We start from the raw sequence: 22,428 nt of genomic DNA on the forward strand, positions 1-22,428 counted from the left end.
GCCCCGGCCGGGTCTCTCCGGCCGGGGCGGCCGTGTGTCCGGCACCGCCCCACCGATCGCGACGCCCCCGGCCCGGGCGGGTCGATATAGCATCTTGATCTTGCGCCACGCCCACCGTCCACACCCCCGGAGCAGCCTCATGACCCCTGCCGCACCATCCTTCTCCTTCCTGCCCGGCGCCGCCGGCTCGCCGGTGATCCTTCATGTGCCGCACTCGGCACGGGAGATACCGGCCGGGGTGCGGGAGGGCATCGTGCTGGACGACGGGGCGCTGGAGCGGGAGCTGGACCACATCACCGACTCGCACACCGCGGAGATCGCCGAGGCGGCGGCGCGGCTGGCGGGAGTGACGCCCTGGCGGTTCGTGAACCGGCTGTCGCGGCTGGTCGTCGATCCGGAGCGGTTCCCGGACGAGCGCGAGGAGATGCGGGCCGTCGGCATGGGGGCCGTGTACACCCGGACCACGCACCGCGAGGTGCTGCGACCGCGGGAGACCGATCCCGAGCCGCTCGTCGCCCGCTACTTCCGGCCCTACGCACGGGCGATGACCGACGCCGTCGCTGAGCGGCTGGCGGCGGTCGGCCGGGCCGTGGTCGTCGACGTGCACTCCTACCCCACCGAGCCGCTGCCCTACGAGCTGCACGGCGAGGGACCGCGGCCGCCGGTCTGCCTCGGCACCGACGCCTTCCACACCCCGCCCGAGCTGCTCGCCGCCGCGCGCGCGGCGTTCGGGGAGGCGGTCGGGGAAACCGGGCTCGACACCCCGTTCGCCGGAGCCTATGTGCCCCTGGAGCACTACGGGAAGGAACCGCGGGTGAGCGCGCTGATGGTGGAGATCCGGCGGGACACCTACATGACGGAGCCGGGCGGGCCGGCCGGGCCGGGGCTCACCCGGCTCGCCTCGGCACTCGCGGCCCTCGTGGACACCGTGTCCGCCTGACCCGCGCCCCACGCACCCGCACGCCGCGGCGGCAGGGCCCCGGTGCCGGTGGGCGGCACGGCCGAGGAGAACCGGCCGCGTCGGCCTACCGGTCCCCCGGCCACCGACGCCCACACCGGCGGACGCGCCGCGGGCCGGCTGCCGCAGTCTCGGCTCACGGTCCGGGCCGACCGGTCTCGCACTCCCCGGCCGACGGGCCCCCCCGGCGGCCGGTGGTGACGCCGTCCGTCGGCAGCCGCTGCCCGTCGTCCCGGTCGGTCGGGTCACGCGCCCGAGAGGCGTCGTCCGGAAGCCGCGCAGCCCGTCCTGCGCCTCGCCTCCGGGCTCAGGCGCGCAGCCACTCGGTCACAACGACCTCCGCGTCGGTCCGCAGCCGGAGGGCGAACGGGCCGCCCGGAGGCGCGTCGCAGGCGAAGCGGCCCATGTCGTCGGCGGTGAGCGAGGCGCCCGCCCGGGGGCCGTGCAGGACCTCGATCGAGGCCGACTGGGGCGGCAGCAGCTGACCCATCAGTCCCTCGTCGCTCACCTCCACGTCGACCGTCAGGCCACCCGTGTGGAAGGTCAGCATCCGCGGCACGTCCACCGCTCCCCGCACCGGGATGGCGTCGACCAAGGAGTCGAACGTCAGCTCGGCGATCCGCGCGTCCAGGTCGTGCAGCGCGTAGGCCTCGATGGCGGCCCGCCGCAGCTCGGCGGGGACCGGGTCCAGGATGGCGGCGGCCTGGCGTAATTCCTCCTCCAGCCGGTCGTGGTCGAACTCCTCGTCGACGAAGGGGACTTCGCCGAAGATGTCGTCCTGCTCGTCGTCGTTCATACCGTTCATGCCGTTCACAGGGCTCCCCGTGCGTCGAGTCGGGCGCGCAGGCGGCGCAGACATCGCTGGCGCATCGGTCCGATGCTGCCGACGGCGATGCCCAGGGCGGCCGACACCTCCTGATAACTGGGCGGCGGCGAGGCGATCAGGACCCGCAGCAGTTGCCGGCAGCGCTCGCCGAGCGCCTCGAACTCCTGCCACAGGAACCGGACCCGCTCGCTCTGCGCGGCCGCCTCCTCCGAGTCGAGGACCGACTGCTCAGGAGTCAGGTTCTCGCTGGGCCGGTCGAGCAGCAGGGGATCGTCGGTCGGCGTCAGCCGCCTTAAGCTCTTGATCACTTTCAGGCACTCGTTGCGCGCGGTGCTCGCGAGCCACGAACCGGCCTTGTGCGGCTCGCGGATCCGCCCGAGATGCTGGGCGAAGCGGAACCACACCGTCTGGTACACCTCGTGCCCGTCGGCGTCGGAGAGCCGATGCGCGCGCACGACCGACCACACCAATGGGCTCAGCCCGTCCACCAGCGCCTTCCAGGCCGCCGTGTCACCGTCGACGGCGGACTGGACGAGCGCGCCGACATCAGTACGGTCCACGGCCCCACCCCTCGTGTACGGCCTGTCATCGTACGCCGTGACGGGGCACCTCTCGGACGTCATGCCGCCCTCACGCCGGACCCGCCTGGGCCGGCTGCCAAGTGGGCGGAAGCAGTGCCGGTACGTGCGCACCCCGCACCTCGGCGAACTCGGAACCGGTGGCGAGGAGCCGGCGGGCGGCGGCCCGTGGATCGGTCAGGCCGTGCGCGGTCATGTGGGCCGCGACGAGCCCGGCGACCAGGGGGGTCGCGAAGGAGGTGCCGCTCCAGGACGCCAGCCCCTCGAACATCACCTGGTCCGGTTTGCCCGGGGCGACCTGCTGCGCCTCGCTCAACACGCCGGTGTGGCGCGGGGAGCGGCAGGTGCAGGAGTAGCTGAAGCCGTAGCGGCAGGCGTCGTAGGTGGAGTGCTGGTAGACGTACGGGACGGGGCTGTCGAAGCCGGTGAGGGCGCTGGTGAGGCGCTCGCCGGGGGCGTACACCTTCACCCAGGGGCCGTGGTTGCTGAAGCAGGCGCCGAACTCGCCGTCGCCGCGCAGCGCGCCCACCGACAGCACCGCGTCGGCGTACTCGGGCAGCGAGGCGTAGGCGGCGGGCCAGAAGGGCGCGGCGCTGCCGTTGTTGCCGGCGGCCGCGACCAACAGGGTTTCCTGGGACCGGAGTTCCTCCATGAACGCGGCCACGCCGAGCAGGCCGTCCACCCGGCCGTTGGAGGTGCCCGCGGAGAGGCTGATGATGTCCGGCCAGCCGTCCTGCACGGCGTCGAAGAGCCGCTCGCCGAACTCGGACTCCAGGATCGCGCCGGCGTCGTTGAGGGTGCCCCGCACGGTGACGTCGGTGTCCGGCGCGACGGCCGCGACGAGCCCGGCGATGAACGTGCCGTGGCCGACGTACTGCTGGAGGATCCCGTCCTCGTCGGTCTCCCTGACCTGGGCGTCGCCCTCGGTGCGGGCCAGCAGCGGGTAGGAGCGGTAGTCGTGGGTCAGGCCGGTGTCGATCACGAGCACGCCGACGGTGTCGGCGCCCTCCGCGCCCTGCGCACGGGCCGCCGGTGCCGCGGCGGGGTTGGGCCGGGCGCTGCGCGGGGCGGGCACCGGTTCGTCGCCGGGGCAGGCGTTGACGGCGATCGACACCAGGTGGTTGCGGCTGATCAGCCGGCGGCCGGCCCGGCCCTCCGTCTCCCGCAGCGCGCGCAGGGCGCCCGCGACGGTGTGGTCGGCGCCACGGCCGCCCTCGCCGGGGTCGCCGACCCGGATCCGGGTGATGCCCGAGCGGTTGGTCTCCGGGCCCGCCCGGCGCACATGGTCGGGGACCAGGCCCTCGGTCGCGGTGAAGTGCGAGCGGACCGCGTCCTCGACGGTCCGGGCCTCCTCGCCGTCGCGTGCGAGGACGACACCCTTCTCGTAGATGAACTCGGCGGAGTCGTCCGGTCCCATCGCCAACGGGACGTCGGGCAGCGCACGTTGGAGATGGTCGAACTGCTCGTGGAATCGCTGTGGTGCCATGGCGTGTCCTCCCCTACAGCCGGTGGTCGACAGCAAGACCCGCGGGACGGCCGTCTGATACAGGTGGTGCGACGGCGAACGGGGGTCGTGCGGTTGCGGCCGCGCGCCCCCTCACGATGCCGATTCCGTTGACACGACGTCCAATTGTTACTGGTGGATACAGTGCCGAACCGGTGTGGCACGCAGGCCGGAGCACTACCATCCGTGGAGTGACAGCGGGAAACGACTCGGTTCTCGAACTGCTGCCGATGGTGTTCGCCGCCCCGGGCGACGCGTTGTCGCGGGCGGAAGGCGTGCTCGACACCGATCCGACGCCGCTGCACGCCTCGGTCGCCCACCAGGTGATCGGCATCTGGCAGCGGGACTGGGGCGACATGCGGCTGGCCCTGGACCATCTGCGGCGCGCCCGGGACCTCGCGGCGCGCGCGGACTCGGCCGAGCGGGAGGCGGACGTCCTCGGCACGCTCGGCGTGGCGCTGGTGCACGCGGGCCGCACCCGGCAGGGGCTCGCCGCCTTCGAGCGGGGGATCGAGCGCGGGACCGGCCACACCCGCGCCCGCGTGATGTACCGGCGGGCCTACTCCCTGTGGGTCCTCGGCCACCATCGCGAGGCACTGGAGGACGTACGCCGGACGATCCCCGTGCTGCGTCAGGCCGACGACGTCATCTGGACGGCGCGCGCCCTCACCCTGCGCGCCACCGTGCACCTGGCCCTCGGGGCGGTGGAGCGGGCCGAGGCGGACTTCACGGCGGCCGAGGCGCTGTGGGACACCACCGGCCAGGAGCACGACAAGGCGGACGCGGTGGAGAGCCGGGGGCTCGCCGCCTTCCGTTCCGGGGACGTACCGGCCGCGCTGCGGCTCCTCGACGAGGCGGAGGAGCGGTACGCGAAGCTCGGCACACCGACGTTCATGCTCAACATCCGGCGCTGCGAGGTCCTGATGGCCGCCGGTCTCGCGCCGGAGGCGCTGGCCGAGGCGGACGCGGCGATCGGGGTGCTGGACGGCATCGGCGGCCAGTCCACCCGCAAGGCGGAACTGCTGCTGACGGCCGCGAGGGCGGCGCGGCTGGCGGGCGATCCGGGGACCGCGATCGCGCGCGCGGCGGTGGCCGAGCGGCTCTTCGCCGGACAGCGGCGCACCTGGTGGGAGACGCACGCCCGGCTGGTGCTGATCGAGGCGCGGGTGGCCACCGGACGCGGCTCGGGGCGGCTGGTCGCGGACGCCGCCAGGCTCGCCGAACGGCTGGCCTCCTTCCAGGCGCCGGCCGCACCGGAGGCCTGGCTGCTGGCGGGCCGGATCGCGCTGGACCTGAACTGGACCACGGACGCCGAGCGGTACCTCCAGATCGCGGCCCGCAGCCGGCGCAGCGGGCCGCCGCTGGCACGGATGACGGGCTGGGCGGCGCAGGCGCTGTGGGCGCGGGCCACCGGCTCGGGCCGGGGCGTCCTGGAGGCCTGCCGGCGCGGACTCGACGTCCTCGACGACCACCGGACGACGCTGGGCGCCTCGGAGCTGCGGGCCCGGGCCACCGCGCAGGGCGCCGAGCTCGCCGCGCTGGCCCAGGAGGTCAGCCTGGAGCGGGGCGGGCCACGGCAGTTGCTGGTGTGGAGCGAGCGGTGGCGGGCCACGGCGCTGTCCACGCCGCCCACCCGGCCGCCGGCCGACCCGGCGCTGCTGAGCGGGCTGACCGCGTTCCGGGTGATCGCCGCCCGCGCGGAGGCCGCCCGGATGGACGGCCGGCCGGTGCCGACGCTCGAGCGCGAACAGCGGCGCCTGGAGCGGGAGATCCGTTCCCGGACCCTGCACATCCGCGGGGTCACGCCCTGGGGCGGCGACCGGTTCGGCGGGGACCGCTTCGACGCGGGCCGGCTGCTGGAGCGGCTCGGCGACGGGCGGCTGGTCGAACTGGCCGTACTGGACGGGCGGGTTCAGGTGCTGCTGTGCGGGGGCGGGCGGGTGCGCCGGTTCCCGGGCGGGCTGCTGGCCGAGGCGGAGCGGGAGGCCGAACACGTACAGGCCGGGCTGCGGCGGCTGGCCCACCCGGGCGCGGAGGGCCGGCTGCCGGTGGTGGAGGCGGCGGGGCGCAAGCTGGAGGAACTGCTGCTCGGCGAGGCGGCGAGGCATCTGGGCCCGGGGCCGCTGGTCGTGGTGCCGCCTGCCCGGCTGCACCGGGTGCCGTGGGCGCTGCTGCCGTCGCTGCGGGAGCGGGTGGTCAGTGTGTCGCCGTCGGCCAGCGGCTGGCTGCGCGCGCGGGAGACCGAACCGCCCCCGGGCGGCCGGCAGGTCCTCGTACGGGGGCCGGGGCTGGCGTCCTGCGGGGCGGAGGTACCGGAGGTCGCCGGGCGGTACGGCAGGCCGATCGTGCTGGAGCAGGAGGACGCCCATGTGTCGCGGGTGCTGCAGGAGTTGGACGGGGCCGCGCTGGCGCACATCGCCGCGCACGGCACGTTCCGCGGCGACAGCCCGATGTTCTCGTCCCTGCGGATGGCGGACGGCCCGCTGATCGTCCACGACTTCGAGCGGCTCGCCCGCAGCCCGTACCGGATCATCCTCTCCAGCTGCGACACCGCCCGGCTCGCCTCGGTCGGCGCGGACGAACTCCTGGGCCTGGTCACGGCGTTGCTGCCGCTGGGCACGGCGGGTGTGCTGGCGAGCAGCGCACCCGTCAACGACGCGGCGGTCGTCCCGCTGATGCTGGCCCTGCACAAGGGCATCAGCGCGGGCCTCTCCCTGGCCGAGGCCCTGCGGGACGCCCGTGCCGCGCTGCCGGACGACGCGCTGCACCAGGCGACGGGATGGGCGTTCACGGCGTTCGGCGCGGCGTGAGACGGCCCCGGGCCCGGCCGGTTCAGGCCGGCTGCTCCACCAGCCACGGAAGGGCGCCGCGGTCGCCCGCGCCGAGCCGCGTGTAGGCGCCGTAGAGGTGGTTGCCGACGGTGCGGACGGACAGGGTGAGGCGTTCGGCGATCTGCCGGTTGCTGAGGCCGGCCGCGGCGAGGGTGACGATCTGCCGTTGGCGTGCGGTGAGTTCGCCCAGGACCAGACCGGACAGGGCCGGGGTGCGGGCGCCCTGGCAGCGCCGGGCCAGGGCGACGGCGCGCGTACGGGCGGTGCGGGCCGCGCCGGCGTCCCGGTGGACGCGTGCCGCCTGCGCGTACGCCTCGGCCGCGAAGAGAAGGAATCCGCGCTCCTCCAGCTCGGCGGCCACCAGGTCCAGCGCCGGTCCGTCGCCCCGGGCCAGCGCCCGGGCGTGCCGGGCGAGGCAGCCGTCGGCAGGGAGAAGCCGCACCGCACGCCGGGGGGCGCCGAGGCGTACGGCGTCGTAGGCGATGTAGGGGTCGTGGGCGATGTAGGGGTCGTGAGCCTCGCGGGGGTCACCGGTGGCGGAGTCGCCGGTACCGGGGTCACCGGTGCCATGGCCGGTCTCGGTCTCGGTCTCGGTCACGTCGAGTGTCTTCAGGGCCGTGTCGAGGTCGCCGCGGGCGGCCGGTGGCCAGGCGGCGGTGCCGGGGTGTTCGGCGAGGAGGTCGATCGGCGCGCCCGTCTCGCCCGACTGGGCGGCGGCCAGGGCGAGTTCGGTGCGGCAGGCGCGGTCCTGCGGGGCGGCGGCCAGGCCCTCCCGCGCCCAGGCCGCCGCCTCGCGCAGCTCTCCCCGCAGCCGTGAGAACCGCGCGCGGACGGCGGCGTACCGTGCCGGTACCGGTTCCCCCTCGGCGACGGCCCACTCCCCCACCGGCGTAGATGCCGTCCGGACGTCGGCCCGCTCGATGCGGCGGGTGAGCTCCGCCGCCTCGGCGTCGAGGGCGGACGCGGTGGACCGTCGTCGGCCGGTGAGCCGCCTCGCGCGCAGCCGGCCGGCCTCGGCGCGCAGGACCGGGCCGTGCAGGGGGTGGGCCAGACGGACGGTCGTGTCGTCGCCGACGTCGAGGAGGCCGTCCGCCTCCAGGCGTTCGAGGATCCTCAGGTCCAGGGTGTCCGCCGCCAGCGGCAGCGGTTCGGCGAAGGCGAGCCGGTCGAGGATCTCGCGTTCGTCGGGACAGGTGCGGGCGAGCACGACGGCGGCGCGTTCCCGCAGGGCCGGGGTCACCGGGACGCGGCCGCGCCATGTCCGCTCGTCGGTGTCCGCGTCCCTGGTCAGCAGGCTCTGCTCGCGCAGCGCGTCCAGCAGATCGCGCAGGAGGCGCAGATCACCCCCGCACAGACGGTGCAGACGGTTGACGGCGAGGGGCTCCAGGGGACCACCGGCACCGGCGTCGAGGAGTGGGGCGGTGTCCTCGCGGGGCAGGGGTTCCAGGGCGAGGCGGGGCAGCAGTTCGCCGGTCCACAGGCGGGCCACCGCACCGGGCGGGTGGACCCCGTCCGTGACGAGGACCAGCAGACGGGTGCGGCCCTGGACGGCCAACTGGTGGAGCAGGGCCGCGGAGGCGTCGTCTAGCAGCTGCGCGTCGTCGACCAGCAATGGCCGTACACCGGACAGGAGTTGGACCGCCCTGTGCAGGGTGACACCCTCGGGGAGCAGATGGGCGAAGGCGGCGAACGGCAGGTCGCGTGTCCCGGGGGTGCCGGCCACCCGGGCGCAGTCGGTGCCGCGGAGCGCCTCCACGGCCAGCCGGGTGCGGCCGCAGCCCGCCGGTCCGGTGATCACCATGCCGGGCCGGCCCACCGCCAAGGAGCGGCGGACGAGAGCCAGTTCCTCGTCCCGGCCGGTGAACGGCCACGGCGGTCGCGGGGTCCTGTCCTGGGGTTCGAAGGTCGTCACATCATGGGGAGTCGGCATACTCACGTCTGATACAGGGTGACTTGAGTAGCCCCCGACTCAGGCCGGCCACCGGTCCCGCACGGCAACATGGAACCCATGACCGCCCGTTACTGCTCGCTCGCCCGGCAGTCGGCCCCCGCCTTCGCGCCGGGGCTGGCCGTCGAGCGACTCGGCGCGCTGATGAGCGGGCGGCGGATCTGGGTCAACGGGACGGTGCTGCACTACTGCTTCCTCGACGGCGAGAGCGACGGGTCGGTCATCGCCCTGCCGGGTTCCGGGGGGACCCGCTGGGTGTCCTGGGTCGGCGGGGAGGACCAGCGGGAGGTCGTGCGGGACTGCTTCCGGGAGTGGCGGGAGCTGGGCATCGGGGTGTCCTTCGCCGAGGTCGCCGACCGCTCGGAGGCGGAGCTGCGCATCGGTTTCCAGCCGGGTGACGGCTCCTGGTCGGCGGTGGGCCGCGACGCGCTGTCGGCCGGTCTCAACGAGCGCACCATGAACTTCGGCTGGGACCTGACCGCGCCCGGGGAGCGCGCGACGGCCCTGCACGAGATCGGGCACGCGCTCGGCATGCAGCACGAGCACCAGAGCCCGTTCGCCGGCCTCCACTGGGACGACGAGGCGGTGTACGCCGATCTCGCGGGCCCGCCCAACCACTGGAGCCGGGAGCGGACCTGGTTCAACATCCTGCGCAAGCTGGACCCGGCCGAGGTGAACGGGTCGGTGTGGGACTCGCAGTCCGTCATGGAGTATCCCTTCTCGGCGGGGCTGATCCTGGAGCCGGAGCAGTTCCGCGGGGGTGTGCATCCGTCCGGCGGGCTGTCTCCGCTGGACAAGGAGTTCGTCCTCGGCTGGTATCCGCCGCCCGAGGGGGCGCGGCCGCCGGCGCTGGTGCCGTTCCGTTCGGTGCCGCTGTCGCTGGGGCCGGGCGAGCAGGTCGACTTCACCGTCGAGCCGCGCGAGACCCGCGAGTACACCTTCGCCACCTTCGGGGAGAGCGACTCCATGGTGGTGGTCTTCGAGGAGCGGGACGGGGAGCCCCGCTTCCTCGCGGGGCACGACGACGGAGGCACTGCGCACAACGCCACGATCAGGGTCCGGCTCGTCAGGGACCGCCGCTACTTCGTCCGCGTACGCCTGTACTCCGGCTGGGGTTCGGGCGAGACGGCGGTCATGTGCTGGTGAGCCGTGAGGCCACCCGCGAACCACAGTCCGGCGCCGGGGGAAGCGCCGGGGACGCGTCGCCTTCGGGGGAGGGAGACGCGTCCCCGGCCACACCGGGTCAGCCGTTCCCGGGCGGGCCCGCCCGGCGTGTTTCCATCGTGCGAACAGGCCGGCCGGGACGGCGACAGGAGCGTCCGGGCGGTGTGAGCATGACGGCATGCTTCCGGGAGATGATCGCGCGGCCCGGCGGGTACTGACGGTCTGTCTGGCTGCCGGGGCGACGACCCTGCTGGCCCAGTCGGTCCTGAACATCGCCGTCCCCGCGCTGCGCCAGTCGCTGTCCGCCGGCGCGACGGACGTGCAGTGGATCGTCTCCGGCTACTCGTTGGCCTTCGGGCTGGCCCTGGTGCCGGGCGGCAGTCTGGGTGACGTACGCGGCCGCAAACACCTGCCCTGCCGGTGAGCCTGGCGCTGCCGCGCGTTCCGTCCGGTGCGCGGCGGGTGCGAGGGCGGGCGGGGGCCACGGACCGTACGTCGAGCGAGGCGCCGTAGGCCGTCGGCGGTCAGTCACCCTGCCCCGGCCCTGTCCGGGCCGTTCCGCTCAACTCGAGCGGTCGCGCCGGGTCCTTCGACCACTCCTCCAGCGAACCGTCGTAGAGAGACACGTCCTCGCGCCCGAGCAGGGTGAGGGCGAGGGCGACCCCGGCGGCCGAGACACCGCCGCCGCAGTACAGGACGACCGGCGGGTCTGCGGTGCCGAGAACGGCACCGACGCGCGCGGCGAGGTCGGCCGCGGGCAGCACGCGGCCTTCACCGTCCAGGAGTTCGCGACCGGGAAGACTTCGGCTCCCGGGGATGTGTCCGCGTCGGCTGTACCGGGTGGGGGCCGACCCGTCGAAGCCGGCCGCGGGCAGCGCGCAGACCAGGGTGCCGGGCCGCTCGCCCCGGCTGATGGCCCCCACTTCGTGGACATCGGTCCACACTCCGGGACGCGGGACGGGCGCCACGGGGGTCACCTCGGGCACCGGCACCGGGTCGTCGCCGGACTCGAGGGGCCGTCCCGCCGCCTCCCAGGCCGCGAGGCCCCCGTCGAGCACGGCCGCCGGCACGGAGATCGCCCGCAGCATCCACCACAGCCGGGCCGCCCAGATCCCGCCCCCGGTGTCGTACACGACCACCGCGCAGCCCTGCCCCACGCCGACCCGGGCGAGCGCGCGGGCCAGCGCCCCCGGGCCCGGCACGGTGAAGTGCCAGGGCGCGTCGAGGTCGGCGAAGCCCCCGGTCAGGTCGGCGTGTCGGGACCCGGGGAGGTGTCGTCGGAGCCATCCCTCGCGGCCGCTCGCACTGCGGTGGTCACCGTCGTGCCGGGGTGAGGGAAGCAGCACCGTGGCGTCGAGGACGACCAGCCGGGGATCGTTGAGCCGGGCGGCCAGCCAGGTGTCGTCGACGAGGGGGCCGGGCAGCGGGGAGGTGGTCATGGCGGCCGATGGTACGCCCGTGAGCTGGGCGTCTTACCCACTGATCATGGCCGTCTCATATTACGGATCAAGGTTGCGCGAGGACCGTCGGCTGCCGTTATGGTTTCGGCCATCTACGCGGGAGCCCCTCCCCGGACGGGCTGAGAGGGCGTCTGGGATCCGTTCGTCGAACGCGGTCCCCATGGGGACGCCGACCGCACGAAACGCGCCCAGGCGCCCCGCGTAGGAGTTCACGTGTCCGCAGCAGTAGAGCAGAAGCCTCCGGTGGCCTCCACCCCGGCGGGCAGCTCCTGTTGTTGTCGGCTGGGCCGTTGCCGCGCGTGCCGCTGTCGCCGGTCCGTCTGACCGCGCACCAGCCCGCACGCCGCACGCCTCTCCCCCTCACCACCCTTCCGCGTTCCCGCGCGCCGCCTTCGGAGTTCCCTCATGCCGCACATCCGGGTCATGCTCGACTATTTCCACCCCTGGCCCAATTCCTCCGGTTTCTATGTGGCCCGTGCCCGCCGCTGGTTCGCGGAGGCCGGGCTGGACGTGGAACTCGTGGTCCAGGATCCGGGACGCGGTGACACCCTGGAGTACCTGGCCCGCGGCGAGGTGGACTTCGGCGTCTTCCCGCCCAACCGGCTGCTGGCCCGGCGCGCCGCGCACGGCCAGCCGCTGATCGCGGTGGCCGCCGTCAACCACCGGGGCCTGGAGGCGATCCAGACCACCGCCTCCACCGGCATCACCCGCCCCCGTGAGCTCGCGGGCCGACGCGTCGCCCTGAACCCGACCCCGCGCGGCCTGGCCATGGTCCGCCATCTGGTGGCGGCCGACGGCGGCGACCCGGACGCGGTGGTCACGATCGACGCGGGCACCCGCGAGCTCACGGTCGACGACATCGAGGCGGGCGAGGCCGACGCCACCTTCGGCACCTACTGGTCCTGGGACGCGCTGCGCGGCGACCTCCCCGAGGAACGGCGCGTGACCTGGCCCGTCGACGAGATCGGCGCACCCCGCTACCACAGCTACCTGCTGGGCACGAACGAGCGCCTGCTCGCCGAACAGCCCTCTCTCGTACGGGACTTCCTCGCCGTCACGGCCCGGGGCTACACGGCCGCCGCCCAGGACACCGAGCGCACGCTGGAGCTGCTCGAAGAGGTCATTCCCTACTTCCCGCGCCCGCTGATAGCCCGTTCCCTCGCCCTGATCGCGCCCACCTGGACGGACCCGCAGGGCCGTTGGGGAGTGATCGACCCGGCGCGCACCGGCCCGTACGCGCACTGGCTGTCGGAGCACGGAGCCCTCGCGCACGACCGGGACTGGGACCGGTCCTTCACCAACGCGCTGCTGCCGGCCGTGACCGCGTGAGCGTCCTGTCCTGCCAGGCGCGGGGGCTGACCCGGCGGCTGGCCGTCGACTTCAAGAGGGTGGACAGCGCGCTGTGTCGCCGGACGTGACCGCGCCGACACCGCCCCGACCCCCTCGCCCCCGAAGGAACCTCATGCACCGCCGTACCGTCCTGTCCGTCATCGCCGCGTCGGCCGTCCTGGCCGCCACCGGCTGCTCCGCGGACCCCTCGGCCGACGCCACCGCGAAGGACGGCACCACGACCGTCACCCTGGCCCTGGACTGGACCCCGAACACCAACCACACCGGCATCTACGTCGCCCAGCGGAAGGGCTGGTTCAAGGCGGCCGGCATCGACCTGAAGATCGTGCCCTACGGCTCGACCGCGCCCGAGACGCTGATCGCGAGCCACAAGGCCGACTTCGGCATCTCCTACCAGGAGGGCGTCACCACCGCGCGCGCCGCGGGACAGGACATCACCTCCGTCTACGCGGTCACCCAGAAGACGAACGTCACCATCGCGGTGCGCGCCGGCCGTACGGACATCGCGTCCCCGAAGGACCTGGACGGCGAGACGTACGCCGGTTTCGGCGCGCCCTACGAGAAGCCGCTCCTGCAGAAGGTGATCCGCAACGCGGGCGGCAAGGGCGACTTCAAGCAGGTCACCCTCAGCACCTCGGCGTACGCGGCGCTCTACGCGGGCAAGGCGGACTTCGCGATGCCGATGCCGACCTGGGAGGGACTGGAGGCGGAGCTGAGCGGCAAGCCGCTGAAGAACTTCCAGCTGTCGGAGTACGGATTCCCGGCGATCTACTCGACGCTTCTCGCGTCCTCCGACCGGTTCCTGAAGAAGAACCCGGAGGTCGCGAGGAAGTTCCTGGCCGCCGTCGACAAGGGGTACCGGTACGCGGCCGACCACCCCGACCAGGCCGCGGATCTCCTCATCGACGCCAACAAGAGCGTGCTCACCAACACCGAACTCGTACGGAAGAGCGAGGAGTTGCTGGCCAAGGAGTACTACAGGGCGGCCGACGGCACAATCGGCACCCAGAGCGAGGAGCGCTGGCAGGCCTTCGCCGACTTCGAGTACCGGGCCGGGCTGCTGAGCGACGCGAACGGCAGCAGGCTGACCGAGGCCCCGGACGCCACCTCGTTCTTCACCAACGCCTATCTGCCGGCCTCGAAGGCTGCGGGGAGCGCCAAGTGAGGTCAATACTGCGGTCGTTGTGGCCGCCGTTGCTCGTGCTGGCCGTCGTGGTCGGCGGCTGGCAGCTGTACGTGACCGGCGCGGGCGTCGATCCGACGATGCTGCCGTCGCCGGCGCGGGTGGTGGAGCAGGGCTGGGCCAACCGCGCGGACCTGTGGGCGCAGACCGTGCCCACGCTCCAGGAGACCCTGCTCGGCTTCGCGCTGTCGTTCACGGCGGCCTGGCTGGTCGCCGTGCTCCTGGACTTCTCGGCGGCGGCCCGCCGGGGGCTCTACCCGCTCCTGGTCGCCTCGCAGACCGTCCCGATCGTCGCCGTGGCTCCCCTGCTCATCATCTGGTTCGGTTTCGGGCTGCTGCCGAAGATGCTGGTGGTGACGCTGACGACGTTCTTCCCGCTGGCCGCCAACCTGGCCGCCGGGTTCGCCGCGACCGACCGTGAGGCGATGCGGCTGCTGCGCTCGCTGGGCGCGGGCCGGCTGCGCACGTTCCGGCTGGTGCGGGTACCGAGCGCGATGCCGTACTTCTTCGCCGGCCTGCGGGTGAGCATCACCTACGCCGTCGTCGGCGCCGTGTTCGCGGAGTACGCGGGTGCGGAGGCCGGGCTCGGGATCTATATGCAGGCGCAGAGGAGCGCGTTCCGGACGGACCTGGTGTTCGCGGCGGTCGGGGTGACGGCGGCGCTGAGCATCGCGCTGTTCGGGGCGGCCTGCCTGCTTCAGCGGCTGGTGCTGCCGTGGGAGCGGGCGCAGCGGGAGGAGACGTCATGAGCAGTCTGCGGATCGAGGAGGCCGGGAAGTCCTTCGGCGCGCTGGAGGTCCTGCGCGGTCTCGAACTGTCGGTGGAACCGGGCGAGTTCGCGGCCGTGATCGGGCCGAGCGGCAGTGGCAAGAGCACGCTGTTCAACCTCGTCTCGGGGCTCGACCGGCCGACGACCGGCCGGGTGCTGGTGGAGGGCGAACCGGCCGGGGTGCGATCCGGCAAGGTCGCCTACATGCCGCAGAAGGACCTGCTGTTCCCGTGGCGGACCGTGCTGGACAACACCGCGCTCGGCCTGGAGGCGCAGGGCGTGCGCAGGAAGGAGGCCCGGGCGCGGGCCGACGCGCTGTTCGCCGACTTCGGGCTCGACGGCTTCCAGAAGGCGTACCCCTCGCAGCTCAGCGGCGGCATGCGGCAACGGGCCGCGCTGCTGCGCACGGTCGTCCTGGAGCGTCCGGTGCTGCTGCTGGACGAGCCGTTCGGGGCGCTGGACTCGCTGACCCGCACCGAGATGCAGTTGTGGCTGGCGCAGATGTGGCAACGCCACCGCTGGACGGTGCTGCTGGTCACCCACGACATCCGCGAGGCGGTGCTGCTCGCGGACACCGTGCACGTCCTGTCGCCGCGCCCGGCCACCGTCGTCGCCCGCGTGGAGGTGCCGCTGGCCCGCCCGCGCGGGGCGGAGGACTTCACCGCGTCCGAGTTCGCGGCCACCGAGCGCCGGGTCCTGGAAGCGCTGCGCGGCACTACGGCGGTGAGGACCGCGTGAGCGCGCATCTGGCCCACGGTCTCGGCATCGACCCGGTCGAGCCCGACTGGGCGCCGCTGACCGACGACGAGGTGACGGACGTCGTCGGGGCGGGCGCCCGGGTGGTGTGGCGCAGCCCCCGCCCGCTGTCCGCGGCGGCCGTCGTCGAGCGGGACGGCCGGCGGCTGTTCGTGAAGCGGCACCACATCGCCGTGCGCTCCCCGGCGGGGCTGGCGGAGGAGCACGCCTTCCTGCGCCACCTGCGCGAGCACGGCGCGCCGGTGGTGGAGGTGCTGGACACGGCGGCACGCGGCACGTGGACGTACGAGGTGCACGCGGCCGGTGTCGGGCAGGACCTGTACCGGGACGCGCTGTCCTGGTCGCCCTTCCGCTCCCGCGCGCACGCCAGGGCGGCGGGCGAGGCGCTGGCCCGACTGCACCTGGCGGCCCGGGGGTTCGACGCGCCCCGGCGTCGGGTGCAGCCTCTCGTCGCCTCGTTCACGGTGTTCGCCGCGCGGGATCCCTGGGAAGCGCTGGACCGGTTCGTGGACGAGCGGCCCCAACTGGCAGCGGGGATCGGACGGTTCCCGTGGCGCGAGGACGTCCGGCGGGTACTGCTGCCGCTGCACGAACGGCTCGCGCCCCATCTGTCCGGCCTGGAACCGCTGTGGACCCACAACGACTGGCACGCCTCCAACCTGCTGTGGGGCGGCGACGGACAGGTCAGCACTGTCCTGGACTTCGGCATGAGCGACCGCACGACGGCCGTGCACGACCTGGCCACCGCGATCGAACGCAACGCCGTGCAGTGGCTCCGGCCCGGCTACCCGGTGAGGGAGGAGGACGTGACCGCGCTCGTCGACGGCTACCGGTCCGTACGACCGCTCACCGCCGTCGAATCGGCCGCGCTCCCGGCGCTGCTGCCGCTGGTGCACGCCGAGTTCGCGCTGTCCGAGCTGGGCTACTTCCACGGCGTCACGCGGTCCGCGGAGAACACCCGGCTGGCGTACGAGTACTGCGTGGGGCACGCCGCGTGGTTCGCCGGCGAGGACGGCGGACGCCTGCTGGACGTCGTGGCCCAGGCCGTCGGGGCCGGGCGCGGGCGATCCGCGGCGGGCACCTCGCGGTAGGCGTGGGTGTGCCGCCGTCGGCGCGGCGACGAGGCCGGCCGCGCCGAGGCGGTCACGTACGGGCGTCCGGGGACGCCGCTGCGGCGGACCGCAGGTGGATCAGTCCGACGGGGCGGAGTGCCCCCTGCGGCGCCACTCCTCGGCCAGGAGTTCGTAGGAGCGGACGCGGTCCGTGTGGTCGTGGGTGATGGTGGTGACGAGCAGTTCGTCGGCGCCGGTGGCCTCCTGGAGCTGTTCCAGGAGATCGGCGACCCGGGCCGGGGAGCCGACGAACTGGGTGTCGATCCGGTCCTGGACGAGCGCCCGGTCCTCGTCGGTCCAGGCGTGGGCGCGTGCCTCGCTCGGGGTCGGGAACGGGATCGCGCCCTCGGCAGTGCGGATGCTGCGCACCCACGGGCCGTAGCCGGCGGCGAGTTCGCGGGCCCGGTCGTCGTCCTCGGCGACGACGACATCGGCGGAGACGCTGACATAGGGCGCGTCGAGGGACGCGGAGGGCTTGAAGCGGGCCCGGTAGCCGTCCACCGCCTCCAGGACGGTCGCCGGGCTGACGTGGTAGTTCGCGGCGAAGCGCAGGCCCCGGGCGCCCGCGACCTCGGCGCTCTGGCCGCCGCTGCTGCCCAGGATCCACACGTCGACCTCGGCGCCCTCGCCCGGTACGACATGCGCTTCGAGGCCCTCCGGGGAGCGGTAGGTACCGGCCAGCAGGGCGAGGACGTCGTCGATCTGCTCGGCGTAGTCCTGCGAGGTGGCGTCCGGCAGGAGGAGCAGCCGGCGCTGGAGGGCGATCCGGGGCGAGCCGAGGAGGCGTTCGAAGGAGAAGCGGGGCGGGATCAGCAGACCGTTCGGGGCCCGGCCGTCGACGACCGGGGTGGCCGTGGACGACGGGCTCGGCCGTTCTCCCGGCGGACGGCCGCCCGAGCGGCCCAGGCCCAGGTCGAAGCGGCCGGGGTGCAACGCGTCGATCAGGCCGAACTCCTCCACCGTGGACAGGGCGGTGCGGTGTCCGAGCTGTACGGCGCCGGAGCCGAGCCGGATGGTGTCGGTGGCGGCCGCGGTCAGGGCCAGGACGACGGCCGGGGAGGTGCCCGCGACACCGGGGTTGAGGTGGTGTTCGGCGAACCAGTAGCGGGTGTATCCGAGCCGTTCCGCGTGCCGGGCCAGGTCGATGGAGTTGCGCAGGGCGTCCGGGGCCGTCGACCCCGAGGAGATCGGGACCAGGTCGAGCACGCCGAGAGGGATCTCAGACACGGGCCGGCTCCTCGGTGTTCGACGGTGTGGGAAGTGCCGGCCCCCAGGCGAACGGCGGGTCCGGCAGGTCCTCGCGCAGCACGGACGCCACCTCCGACTGGAACAGCTCCAGCGAGTCGCGGTGCCGGGCGTCGGTCAGGCCACTCGCGTCGGCGTGCACATGCAGCACGGTGTGGCCGAACCGCTCGTGGTAGCGGTGCACCTTGTCGATGACCTGCTGCGGGCTGCCGATCAGGGCGGAGCTGCGCTCGACGAAGTCCTCCACCGTCTCGAACACGACGGGCAGCCCGGCCTGTCTCTGGAAGGCGAGCGTGCCCTCGAAGACCGGCCGGTAGGCCTCGACGGCCTCCTGGGAGGTACGCGCCACGTACAGTCCCGCCGAGCCGGCGCCCACCGCGAGGGCGCCCGGGTCGTGGCCGTAGTGCTCCCAGCGCTCCCGGTAGTACCGGATCAGCTCGGCATAGGGCTCGATGGGATGGGTGACGTTCGCCGAGAACAGCGGGTCGCCGTAGCGGGCGGCCAGGTCGACGGACTCCCTGCTGGTGGCGCTGCCGTGCCAGACCCGGACGGGCTGCTGGTACGGCCGGGGCCACACCTCCGCGTCCGTCAGCTCCGGGCGGAAACGGGTCGCCGCGGTGACCTTGTCCTGGCGCCAGAGCTGCCGGAACACCTCGTAGCTCTCGGCGTTTCGCTCCCACTGGTCGGCGGGCGTGACCTGGAACAGCTCGCGCTGGGCGGCGCCGTTGCCCTTGCCGATGATCAGCTCCAGGCGGCCGCCGGAGAGGTGGTCGAGGGTGGCGTAGTCCTCGTAGGCGCGGACCGGGTCGAGGAGGCTGAGGGTCGTCACCGCGGTGAAGAGCCGGATGCGGCGGGTGAGGGCGGCGACATGGCTCAGGACCACCGGCGGGGAGGAGGAGAGGAACGGCCGCTCGTGCCGCTCCCCCACGCCGAAGCCGTCGAAGCCGAGTTCCTCGGCCAGCAGCGCGTTGCCGAGCACTTCGCGGAAGCGGTCCTGCGTGGACTTCAGGACGCCGGTGACCGGGTCCGGGCGGTGCACGATCAGGGTGATGGCGAGGAATTTCACGAGGCCACCCGCTCGGCTCCGCCTGCCTCGTCCGGGTGCGCGAGGCCGAGGTGGTCCCTGAGCGTGGTGCCCTCGTACTCGGTGCGGAAGACGCCTTGTTCCTGGAGGAGCGGGACGACCTGGTCGGCGAACGCGTCGAGGCCGCTCGGGGTGATGTGCGGGACGAGGATGAAGCCGTCGGCGGCGTCGGCCTGCACGTACTCGTTGATCGTCCGGGCGACCGTCGCCGGGGATCCGACGAAGTTCTGCCGGTTGCCGGTCTCGATGACCAGGTCGCGGATCGACCAGTCGTTGGCCTCCGCGAGCTCACGCCACTCGCGGGCGGTGGCCAGCGGGTCGCGGTACATCCGGACCTGGGCGCGGCCGCGCGCGATGTGGCTCTCGCCGAGGTCCGGGTCGATGTCCGGCAGGGGGCCCTCCGGGTCGTAGCCGGACAGGTCCCTGTTCCAGACGAACTCCAGGTGCTTGAGGGCGGTGGCGCCGCTGACCTGCTGGCGGCGCACGTCCTTGGCGATCTCCTCGGCCTCCGCGTCGGTGTCGCCCAGGACGAAGCTCGCGGCGGGCAGGATCAGCAGGTGGTCGGCGCGCCGGCCGTACTTGGCGAGCCGTGACTTGACGTCGGTGTAGAAGGCCTGGCCGGTGTCGAGGGCCGCGTACCGGCTGAAGATCGCGTCGGCGGACGAGGCGGCGAACTCGCGGCCCTCGTCGGAGTCCCCGGCCTGGAAGATCACCGGGCGGCCCTGGGGGCTGCGCGGCACGTTGAACCGGCCCTGGATGTCGAACTGACGGCCCTCGTGGACGAAGGCCCCGGCCTTGGCGTCCTGGAGGAAGGTGCCGGTGCTCCGGTCGGCGACGATCTCGTCGCCCTGCCAGGAGTCGAAGAGCTCGCCCGTGGTGGCGAGGAACTCCTTGGCGCGGGCGTACCGCTCATCCTGCGGGAGGTAGCCGCCACGGCGGAAGTTCTCGCCGGTGAATGCGTCCCAGGAGGTGACGACGTTCCACGCGGAACGGCCGTCGGAGAGGTGGTCGAGGCTGGCGAACTGGCGGGCCACCTCGTAGGGCTCGTTGAAGGTGGAGTTGATGGTCCCGGTCAGGCCGAGACGCTCGGTGACGGCGGCGAGCGCGGCGAGGATCGTGAAGGTGTCGGGGCGGCCGACCACGTCCAGGTCGTAGATCTTGCCGCCCTGTTCACGCAGGCGCAGGCCCTCCGCGAGGAAGAGGAAGTCGAACTTGGCGCGTTCGGCGGTCCGCGCGAAGTGGGCGAAGGAGCTGAACTCGATATGGCTGCCGGCCCGCGGGTCGCTCCATACGGTGGTGTTGTTGACGCCGGGGAAGTGCGCGGCGAGATGGATCTGCTTCTGGGGCTTGCTCATGGTGGGGTCTCCCTCCCGCTCAGACGGCGGCGTAGCGGTTGGCGGGGCGGGGCAGGCCCAGCAGCCCGCGCAGGGTGTCGGCCTCGTAGGCACGGCGGAAGGCGCCGCGGCGCTGGAGTTCGGGGACCAGACCCCGGGTGATGGCCGGGAGGTCGTGGCCGGCGACGGCCGGGCGCAGCCGGAAGCCGGTCAGCCCGGACGCCTGGAAGTCCTGGAGCAGATCGGCGAGTTGGGCGGGCGAGCCGGCGAAGATGCGGGCGTCGCTGCGGTACTCCTCGCCGGCGAGGGCGTCGAGGCGGTCGCGCCGGGCGGCGGCCTCGGCCGGGTCGTCGTCGAGGAAGACCACCAGGTCCGCGAAGACGTGCAGCGGCTCGGCCGCCCGCCCTGCCCGTTCCTGTTCGGCGCGGATCTCGGCGACGATCGCACGGGCCTGGCCGGTGTCGTGCGGGGTGACATACCCGACGTCGGTGGCGCGGGCCACCAGACGGTAGGGGACCGTGTCGTGTGCGAGGGCGGTGACCAGCGGCTGGCCCTGCGGCGGGCGCGGCGTGATGGAGGGCCCCTTGACGCTGAAGTGGCGGCCCTCGAAGTCGATGTAGTGGAGTTTGTCGCGGTCGACGAATCGGCCCGTCGCCACGTCCCGGATCTCCGCGTCGTCCTCCCAGCTGTCCCAGAGGCGGCGCACGACCTCGACGTAGTCGGCGGCCTCGTCGAACAGCTCGGTCACCAGCTCCTGGGTGGCCGGGGCGTCGTAGGCCTCGATCCGGGGGATCGTGCGCCGGCCGAAGTGGGCGGCCTCGGTGGGGCGGGCGCTGATCTGCACGCGCAGGCCGGCGCGGCCGGTGCTCACATAGTCGAGGGTGGCGATCGCCTTGGACAGGTGGAAGGGCTCCGTGTGCGTGGCCACCACGGTCGGCACCAGGCCTATGTGGTGGGTGAGCGGGGCGACGCGGGAGGCGACGAGGACGGCGTCGAGCCGGCCGCGCACCTGGTCGGTGCGGTCGTCCGGGTCGAGGAAGTGGGAGGACTGCGGGCCGAGGCCGTCCTCGATCGTCACGAAGTCGAGCAGTCCGCGCTCGGCCTCGGCGACCAGGTCGGCCCAGTATCCGGCGGTGAACAGCTCACGGGGTCGGGCGACGGGCTCGCGCCAGGAGGCGGGGTGCCAGCCAGTGCCGTCCAGAGCGACGGCGAGATGCAGCGGGGAGGAGGAGGTCGAGGACACGAGGGTGCCTTCCTGGAGGTCCGTACGAGAGCGCCGGCCTGCGCGCGGAGACGGCGCGGGCACACGGCGAGGTGCGAGCGCGTCGAGCCGGGGGTCCACCCGGCCGAAGGCTGGGGAAGGATCAGGAGCAACAGAGCGCGCCGGCCACGCGCTGAAGGTCGATGTGGGGCCGGGAGTGGAGGTGTACGGCGTGGCGTATGTGGGTCACGTCCGCACCTCCCTCATTCCTGGCGCCGCGCGGCGCCTCACACATCTCTTCATCAGTCAGAACGCCGTGAAATCGCCGGATGTTCCCGGTGTGCGCACCGAGACGATGGTCGAGCGGCGGCGCAGGGTGAAGCCGAGGGACTCGTAGAGGCGGATCGCGGGGGTGTTGCCGACGGCGGCGTGCAGGAACGGGGTGTCGCCGCGCGCGCGGATGCCGTCGCCCACCGCGCGGATCAGCTGGGTGGCGAGGCCGTTGCCACGGTGGTCGGGGTGGGTGCAGACAGCGCTGATCTCGGTCCAGCCGGGCAGCCGCAGCCTCTCGCCGGCCATGGCGATCAGGCGGCCCCGGTGGCGGATGCCGAGGTAGGCGCCGAGCTCGACGGTCCGCCGCAGGAAGGGGCCGGGGCGGGTGCGGGCGACGAGGTCGAGGATCTCCGGCACGTCGTCGGGGCCGAGGCGTACGGCCTCGGGTTCGGGTTCGGTGCGGAACGCCTCGGTGGCGGCGAGTTGGACGCCCTCTCCCCCGCCGGTCACCTCCCAGCCGTCGGGTACGCGGTCGACGGGCTTGATGCGTACGGCCGTTCCGGGGCCGACGAGGGTGAGCAGGTCGGCCCAGGCGGCAGGGTCCCCGGGGTCGGCGAGGGCGGCGAAGGCGTAGACGTCGGCCGGGTAGCGGGCGGCGCGGCCGACCCGGTCGGCGAGGTGGGCGTGCGGGCCGTCGAGCGCGGCCCAGACGGCGTTGTCGAGGGGGTGCGGGCGGGTGGTGGTCGGAGCTCCGCCTCCGCGGAGGTCGATCGAGGTGGCCACGGAGACGGAGTCCCTTCCTGTCGTTGCCGTGTTGCTGTCGTTGCCGTGTTGCTGTCGTTGCTGTCGTGT

General features: G+C 73.7%; 20 protein-coding genes. 9 read left to right on the forward strand and 11 right to left on the reverse strand.

What is annotated here, in order from left to right:
- Positions 1–139: 139 nt before the first annotated feature.
- Positions 140–940 (forward strand): N-formylglutamate amidohydrolase, encoded by an 801-nt coding sequence (locus ACFVYS_RS21660; protein ID WP_389504270.1) that lies wholly within the window; start codon positions 140–142, stop codon positions 938–940.
- 325 nt (positions 941–1,265) lie between these two features.
- Here the strand turns inward: ACFVYS_RS21660 and ACFVYS_RS21665 are convergent, their stop codons facing one another.
- The 3 genes from ACFVYS_RS21665 to ACFVYS_RS21675 all read right to left on the reverse strand — a co-directional run bounded on the left by ACFVYS_RS21665 (position 1,266) and on the right by ACFVYS_RS21675 (position 3,848).
- Complete coding sequence (locus ACFVYS_RS21665; protein ID WP_389504359.1) at positions 1,266–1,754, reverse strand: hypothetical protein; 489 nt, start codon at positions 1,752–1,754, stop codon at positions 1,266–1,268.
- A 14-nt stretch (positions 1,755–1,768) separates the two neighbouring features.
- On the reverse strand, positions 1,769–2,344 hold the full coding sequence (locus ACFVYS_RS21670) for an RNA polymerase sigma factor (protein ID WP_389504272.1): 576 nt from the start codon (positions 2,342–2,344) through the stop codon (positions 1,769–1,771).
- Between the two features lie 70 nt (positions 2,345–2,414).
- Entirely contained in the window at positions 2,415–3,848 is a 1,434-nt protein-coding gene (locus ACFVYS_RS21675; protein ID WP_389504274.1) for a S8/S53 family peptidase, read from the reverse strand.
- A gap of 209 nt (positions 3,849–4,057) precedes the next feature.
- On the opposite strand from ACFVYS_RS21675, the gene ACFVYS_RS21680 reads away from it, so the two are divergent.
- On the forward strand, positions 4,058–6,676 hold the full coding sequence (locus tag ACFVYS_RS21680) for a CHAT domain-containing protein (protein WP_389504276.1): 2,619 nt from the start codon (positions 4,058–4,060) through the stop codon (positions 6,674–6,676).
- Between the two features lie 22 nt (positions 6,677–6,698).
- Here ACFVYS_RS21680 and ACFVYS_RS21685 read toward each other — a convergent pair whose 3' ends face one another.
- Positions 6,699–8,627 (reverse strand): LuxR C-terminal-related transcriptional regulator, encoded by a 1,929-nt coding sequence (locus ACFVYS_RS21685; protein WP_389504361.1) that lies wholly within the window; start codon positions 8,625–8,627, stop codon positions 6,699–6,701.
- A 78-nt stretch (positions 8,628–8,705) separates the two neighbouring features.
- Between ACFVYS_RS21685 and ACFVYS_RS21690 the strand changes: the two genes are divergently transcribed.
- Positions 8,706–9,791 (forward strand): M12 family metallopeptidase, encoded by a 1,086-nt coding sequence (locus ACFVYS_RS21690; RefSeq protein WP_389504278.1) that lies wholly within the window; start codon positions 8,706–8,708, stop codon positions 9,789–9,791.
- 196 nt (positions 9,792–9,987) lie between these two features.
- Positions 9,988–10,233 carry an MFS transporter gene (locus ACFVYS_RS21695; RefSeq protein ID WP_389504280.1) on the forward strand — a complete coding sequence of 82 codons (246 nt, stop codon included), beginning with the start codon at positions 9,988–9,990 and terminating at the stop codon, positions 10,231–10,233.
- 100 nt (positions 10,234–10,333) lie between these two features.
- Here the strand turns inward: ACFVYS_RS21695 and ACFVYS_RS21700 are convergent, their stop codons facing one another.
- Positions 10,334–11,248, reverse strand: coding sequence for a sulfurtransferase (locus ACFVYS_RS21700; RefSeq protein ID WP_389504282.1), 915 nt, complete (start codon positions 11,246–11,248; stop codon positions 10,334–10,336).
- Between the two features lie 426 nt (positions 11,249–11,674).
- On the opposite strand from ACFVYS_RS21700, the gene ACFVYS_RS21705 reads away from it, so the two are divergent.
- From ACFVYS_RS21705 to ACFVYS_RS21725, 5 genes are all read left to right on the forward strand, one after another.
- Complete coding sequence (locus ACFVYS_RS21705; protein ID WP_389504284.1) at positions 11,675–12,598, forward strand: ABC transporter substrate-binding protein; 924 nt, start codon at positions 11,675–11,677, stop codon at positions 12,596–12,598.
- A 133-nt stretch (positions 12,599–12,731) separates the two neighbouring features.
- Positions 12,732–13,784, forward strand: coding sequence for an ABC transporter substrate-binding protein (locus ACFVYS_RS21710; RefSeq protein ID WP_389504286.1), 1,053 nt, complete (start codon positions 12,732–12,734; stop codon positions 13,782–13,784).
- A complete protein-coding gene (locus ACFVYS_RS21715) occupies positions 13,781–14,551 on the forward strand; it encodes an ABC transporter permease (protein ID WP_389504288.1) in 771 nt (256 codons plus the stop codon). The genes ACFVYS_RS21710 and ACFVYS_RS21715 overlap by 4 nt, the downstream gene beginning before the upstream one ends.
- Positions 14,548–15,309, forward strand: coding sequence for an ABC transporter ATP-binding protein (locus ACFVYS_RS21720; RefSeq protein WP_389504290.1), 762 nt, complete (start codon positions 14,548–14,550; stop codon positions 15,307–15,309). The genes ACFVYS_RS21715 and ACFVYS_RS21720 overlap by 4 nt, the downstream gene beginning before the upstream one ends.
- Positions 15,306–16,418 (forward strand): phosphotransferase enzyme family protein, encoded by a 1,113-nt coding sequence (locus tag ACFVYS_RS21725; protein ID WP_389504292.1) that lies wholly within the window; start codon positions 15,306–15,308, stop codon positions 16,416–16,418. Before ACFVYS_RS21720 ends, ACFVYS_RS21725 begins: the two co-directional genes overlap by 4 nt.
- 99 nt (positions 16,419–16,517) lie before the next feature.
- Here the strand turns inward: ACFVYS_RS21725 and ACFVYS_RS21730 are convergent, their stop codons facing one another.
- The 6 genes from ACFVYS_RS21730 to ACFVYS_RS21755 form a co-directional block, all read right to left on the reverse strand.
- The gene (locus ACFVYS_RS21730; protein WP_389504294.1) at positions 16,518–17,666 is read right to left on the reverse strand and encodes an LLM class flavin-dependent oxidoreductase; all 1,149 of its coding nucleotides are present in this window, start codon (positions 17,664–17,666) and stop codon (positions 16,518–16,520) included.
- The gene (locus tag ACFVYS_RS21735; protein ID WP_389504296.1) at positions 17,659–18,750 is read right to left on the reverse strand and encodes an LLM class flavin-dependent oxidoreductase; all 1,092 of its coding nucleotides are present in this window, start codon (positions 18,748–18,750) and stop codon (positions 17,659–17,661) included. The genes ACFVYS_RS21730 and ACFVYS_RS21735 overlap by 8 nt, the downstream gene beginning before the upstream one ends.
- Positions 18,747–20,123 (reverse strand): NtaA/DmoA family FMN-dependent monooxygenase, encoded by a 1,377-nt coding sequence (locus ACFVYS_RS21740; RefSeq protein ID WP_389504298.1) that lies wholly within the window; start codon positions 20,121–20,123, stop codon positions 18,747–18,749. The genes ACFVYS_RS21735 and ACFVYS_RS21740 overlap by 4 nt, the downstream gene beginning before the upstream one ends.
- 19 nt (positions 20,124–20,142) lie before the next feature.
- Positions 20,143–21,345, reverse strand: a complete 1,203-nt coding sequence (locus tag ACFVYS_RS21745) for an LLM class flavin-dependent oxidoreductase (RefSeq protein WP_389504300.1) — start codon at positions 21,343–21,345, stop codon at positions 20,143–20,145.
- Positions 21,346–21,466: 121 nt separating this feature from the next.
- Entirely contained in the window at positions 21,467–21,598 is a 132-nt protein-coding gene (locus ACFVYS_RS21750; RefSeq protein WP_348983231.1) for a putative leader peptide, read from the reverse strand.
- Positions 21,599–21,609: 11 nt separating this feature from the next.
- Complete coding sequence (locus ACFVYS_RS21755) at positions 21,610–22,359, reverse strand: GNAT family N-acetyltransferase (RefSeq protein WP_389504302.1); 750 nt, start codon at positions 22,357–22,359, stop codon at positions 21,610–21,612.
- Between the last annotated feature and the right edge of the window lie 69 nt (positions 22,360–22,428).

It is taken from the genome of Streptomyces sp. NPDC058295 (assembly GCF_042880655.1).
Classification (GTDB): Bacteria; Actinomycetota; Actinomycetes; order Streptomycetales; family Streptomycetaceae; genus Streptomyces; species Streptomyces coriariae.

Excerpts from the sequence above, each read along its gene's own strand:
- ACFVYS_RS21685 (WP_389504361.1), bottom strand. The coding sequence starts at position 8,627 with ATGCCGACTCCCCATGATGTGACGACCTTCGAACCCCAGGACAGGACC.
- ACFVYS_RS21660 (WP_389504270.1), top strand. The coding sequence starts at position 140 with ATGACCCCTGCCGCACCATCCTTCTCCTTCCTGCCCGGCGCCGCCGGC.
- ACFVYS_RS21675 (WP_389504274.1), bottom strand. The coding sequence starts at position 3,848 with ATGGCACCACAGCGATTCCACGAGCAGTTCGACCATCTCCAACGTGCG.
- ACFVYS_RS21690 (WP_389504278.1), top strand. The coding sequence starts at position 8,706 with ATGACCGCCCGTTACTGCTCGCTCGCCCGGCAGTCGGCCCCCGCCTTC.
- ACFVYS_RS21705 (WP_389504284.1), top strand. The coding sequence starts at position 11,675 with ATGCCGCACATCCGGGTCATGCTCGACTATTTCCACCCCTGGCCCAAT.
- ACFVYS_RS21740 (WP_389504298.1), bottom strand. The coding sequence starts at position 20,123 with ATGAGCAAGCCCCAGAAGCAGATCCATCTCGCCGCGCACTTCCCCGGC.
- ACFVYS_RS21695 (WP_389504280.1), top strand. The coding sequence starts at position 9,988 with ATGCTTCCGGGAGATGATCGCGCGGCCCGGCGGGTACTGACGGTCTGT.
- ACFVYS_RS21720 (WP_389504290.1), top strand. The coding sequence starts at position 14,548 with ATGAGCAGTCTGCGGATCGAGGAGGCCGGGAAGTCCTTCGGCGCGCTG.
- ACFVYS_RS21750 (WP_348983231.1), bottom strand. The coding sequence starts at position 21,598 with ATGTGTGAGGCGCCGCGCGGCGCCAGGAATGAGGGAGGTGCGGACGTG.
- ACFVYS_RS21665 (WP_389504359.1), bottom strand. The coding sequence starts at position 1,754 with ATGAACGACGACGAGCAGGACGACATCTTCGGCGAAGTCCCCTTCGTC.
- ACFVYS_RS21700 (WP_389504282.1), bottom strand. The coding sequence starts at position 11,248 with ATGACCACCTCCCCGCTGCCCGGCCCCCTCGTCGACGACACCTGGCTG.
- ACFVYS_RS21710 (WP_389504286.1), top strand. The coding sequence starts at position 12,732 with ATGCACCGCCGTACCGTCCTGTCCGTCATCGCCGCGTCGGCCGTCCTG.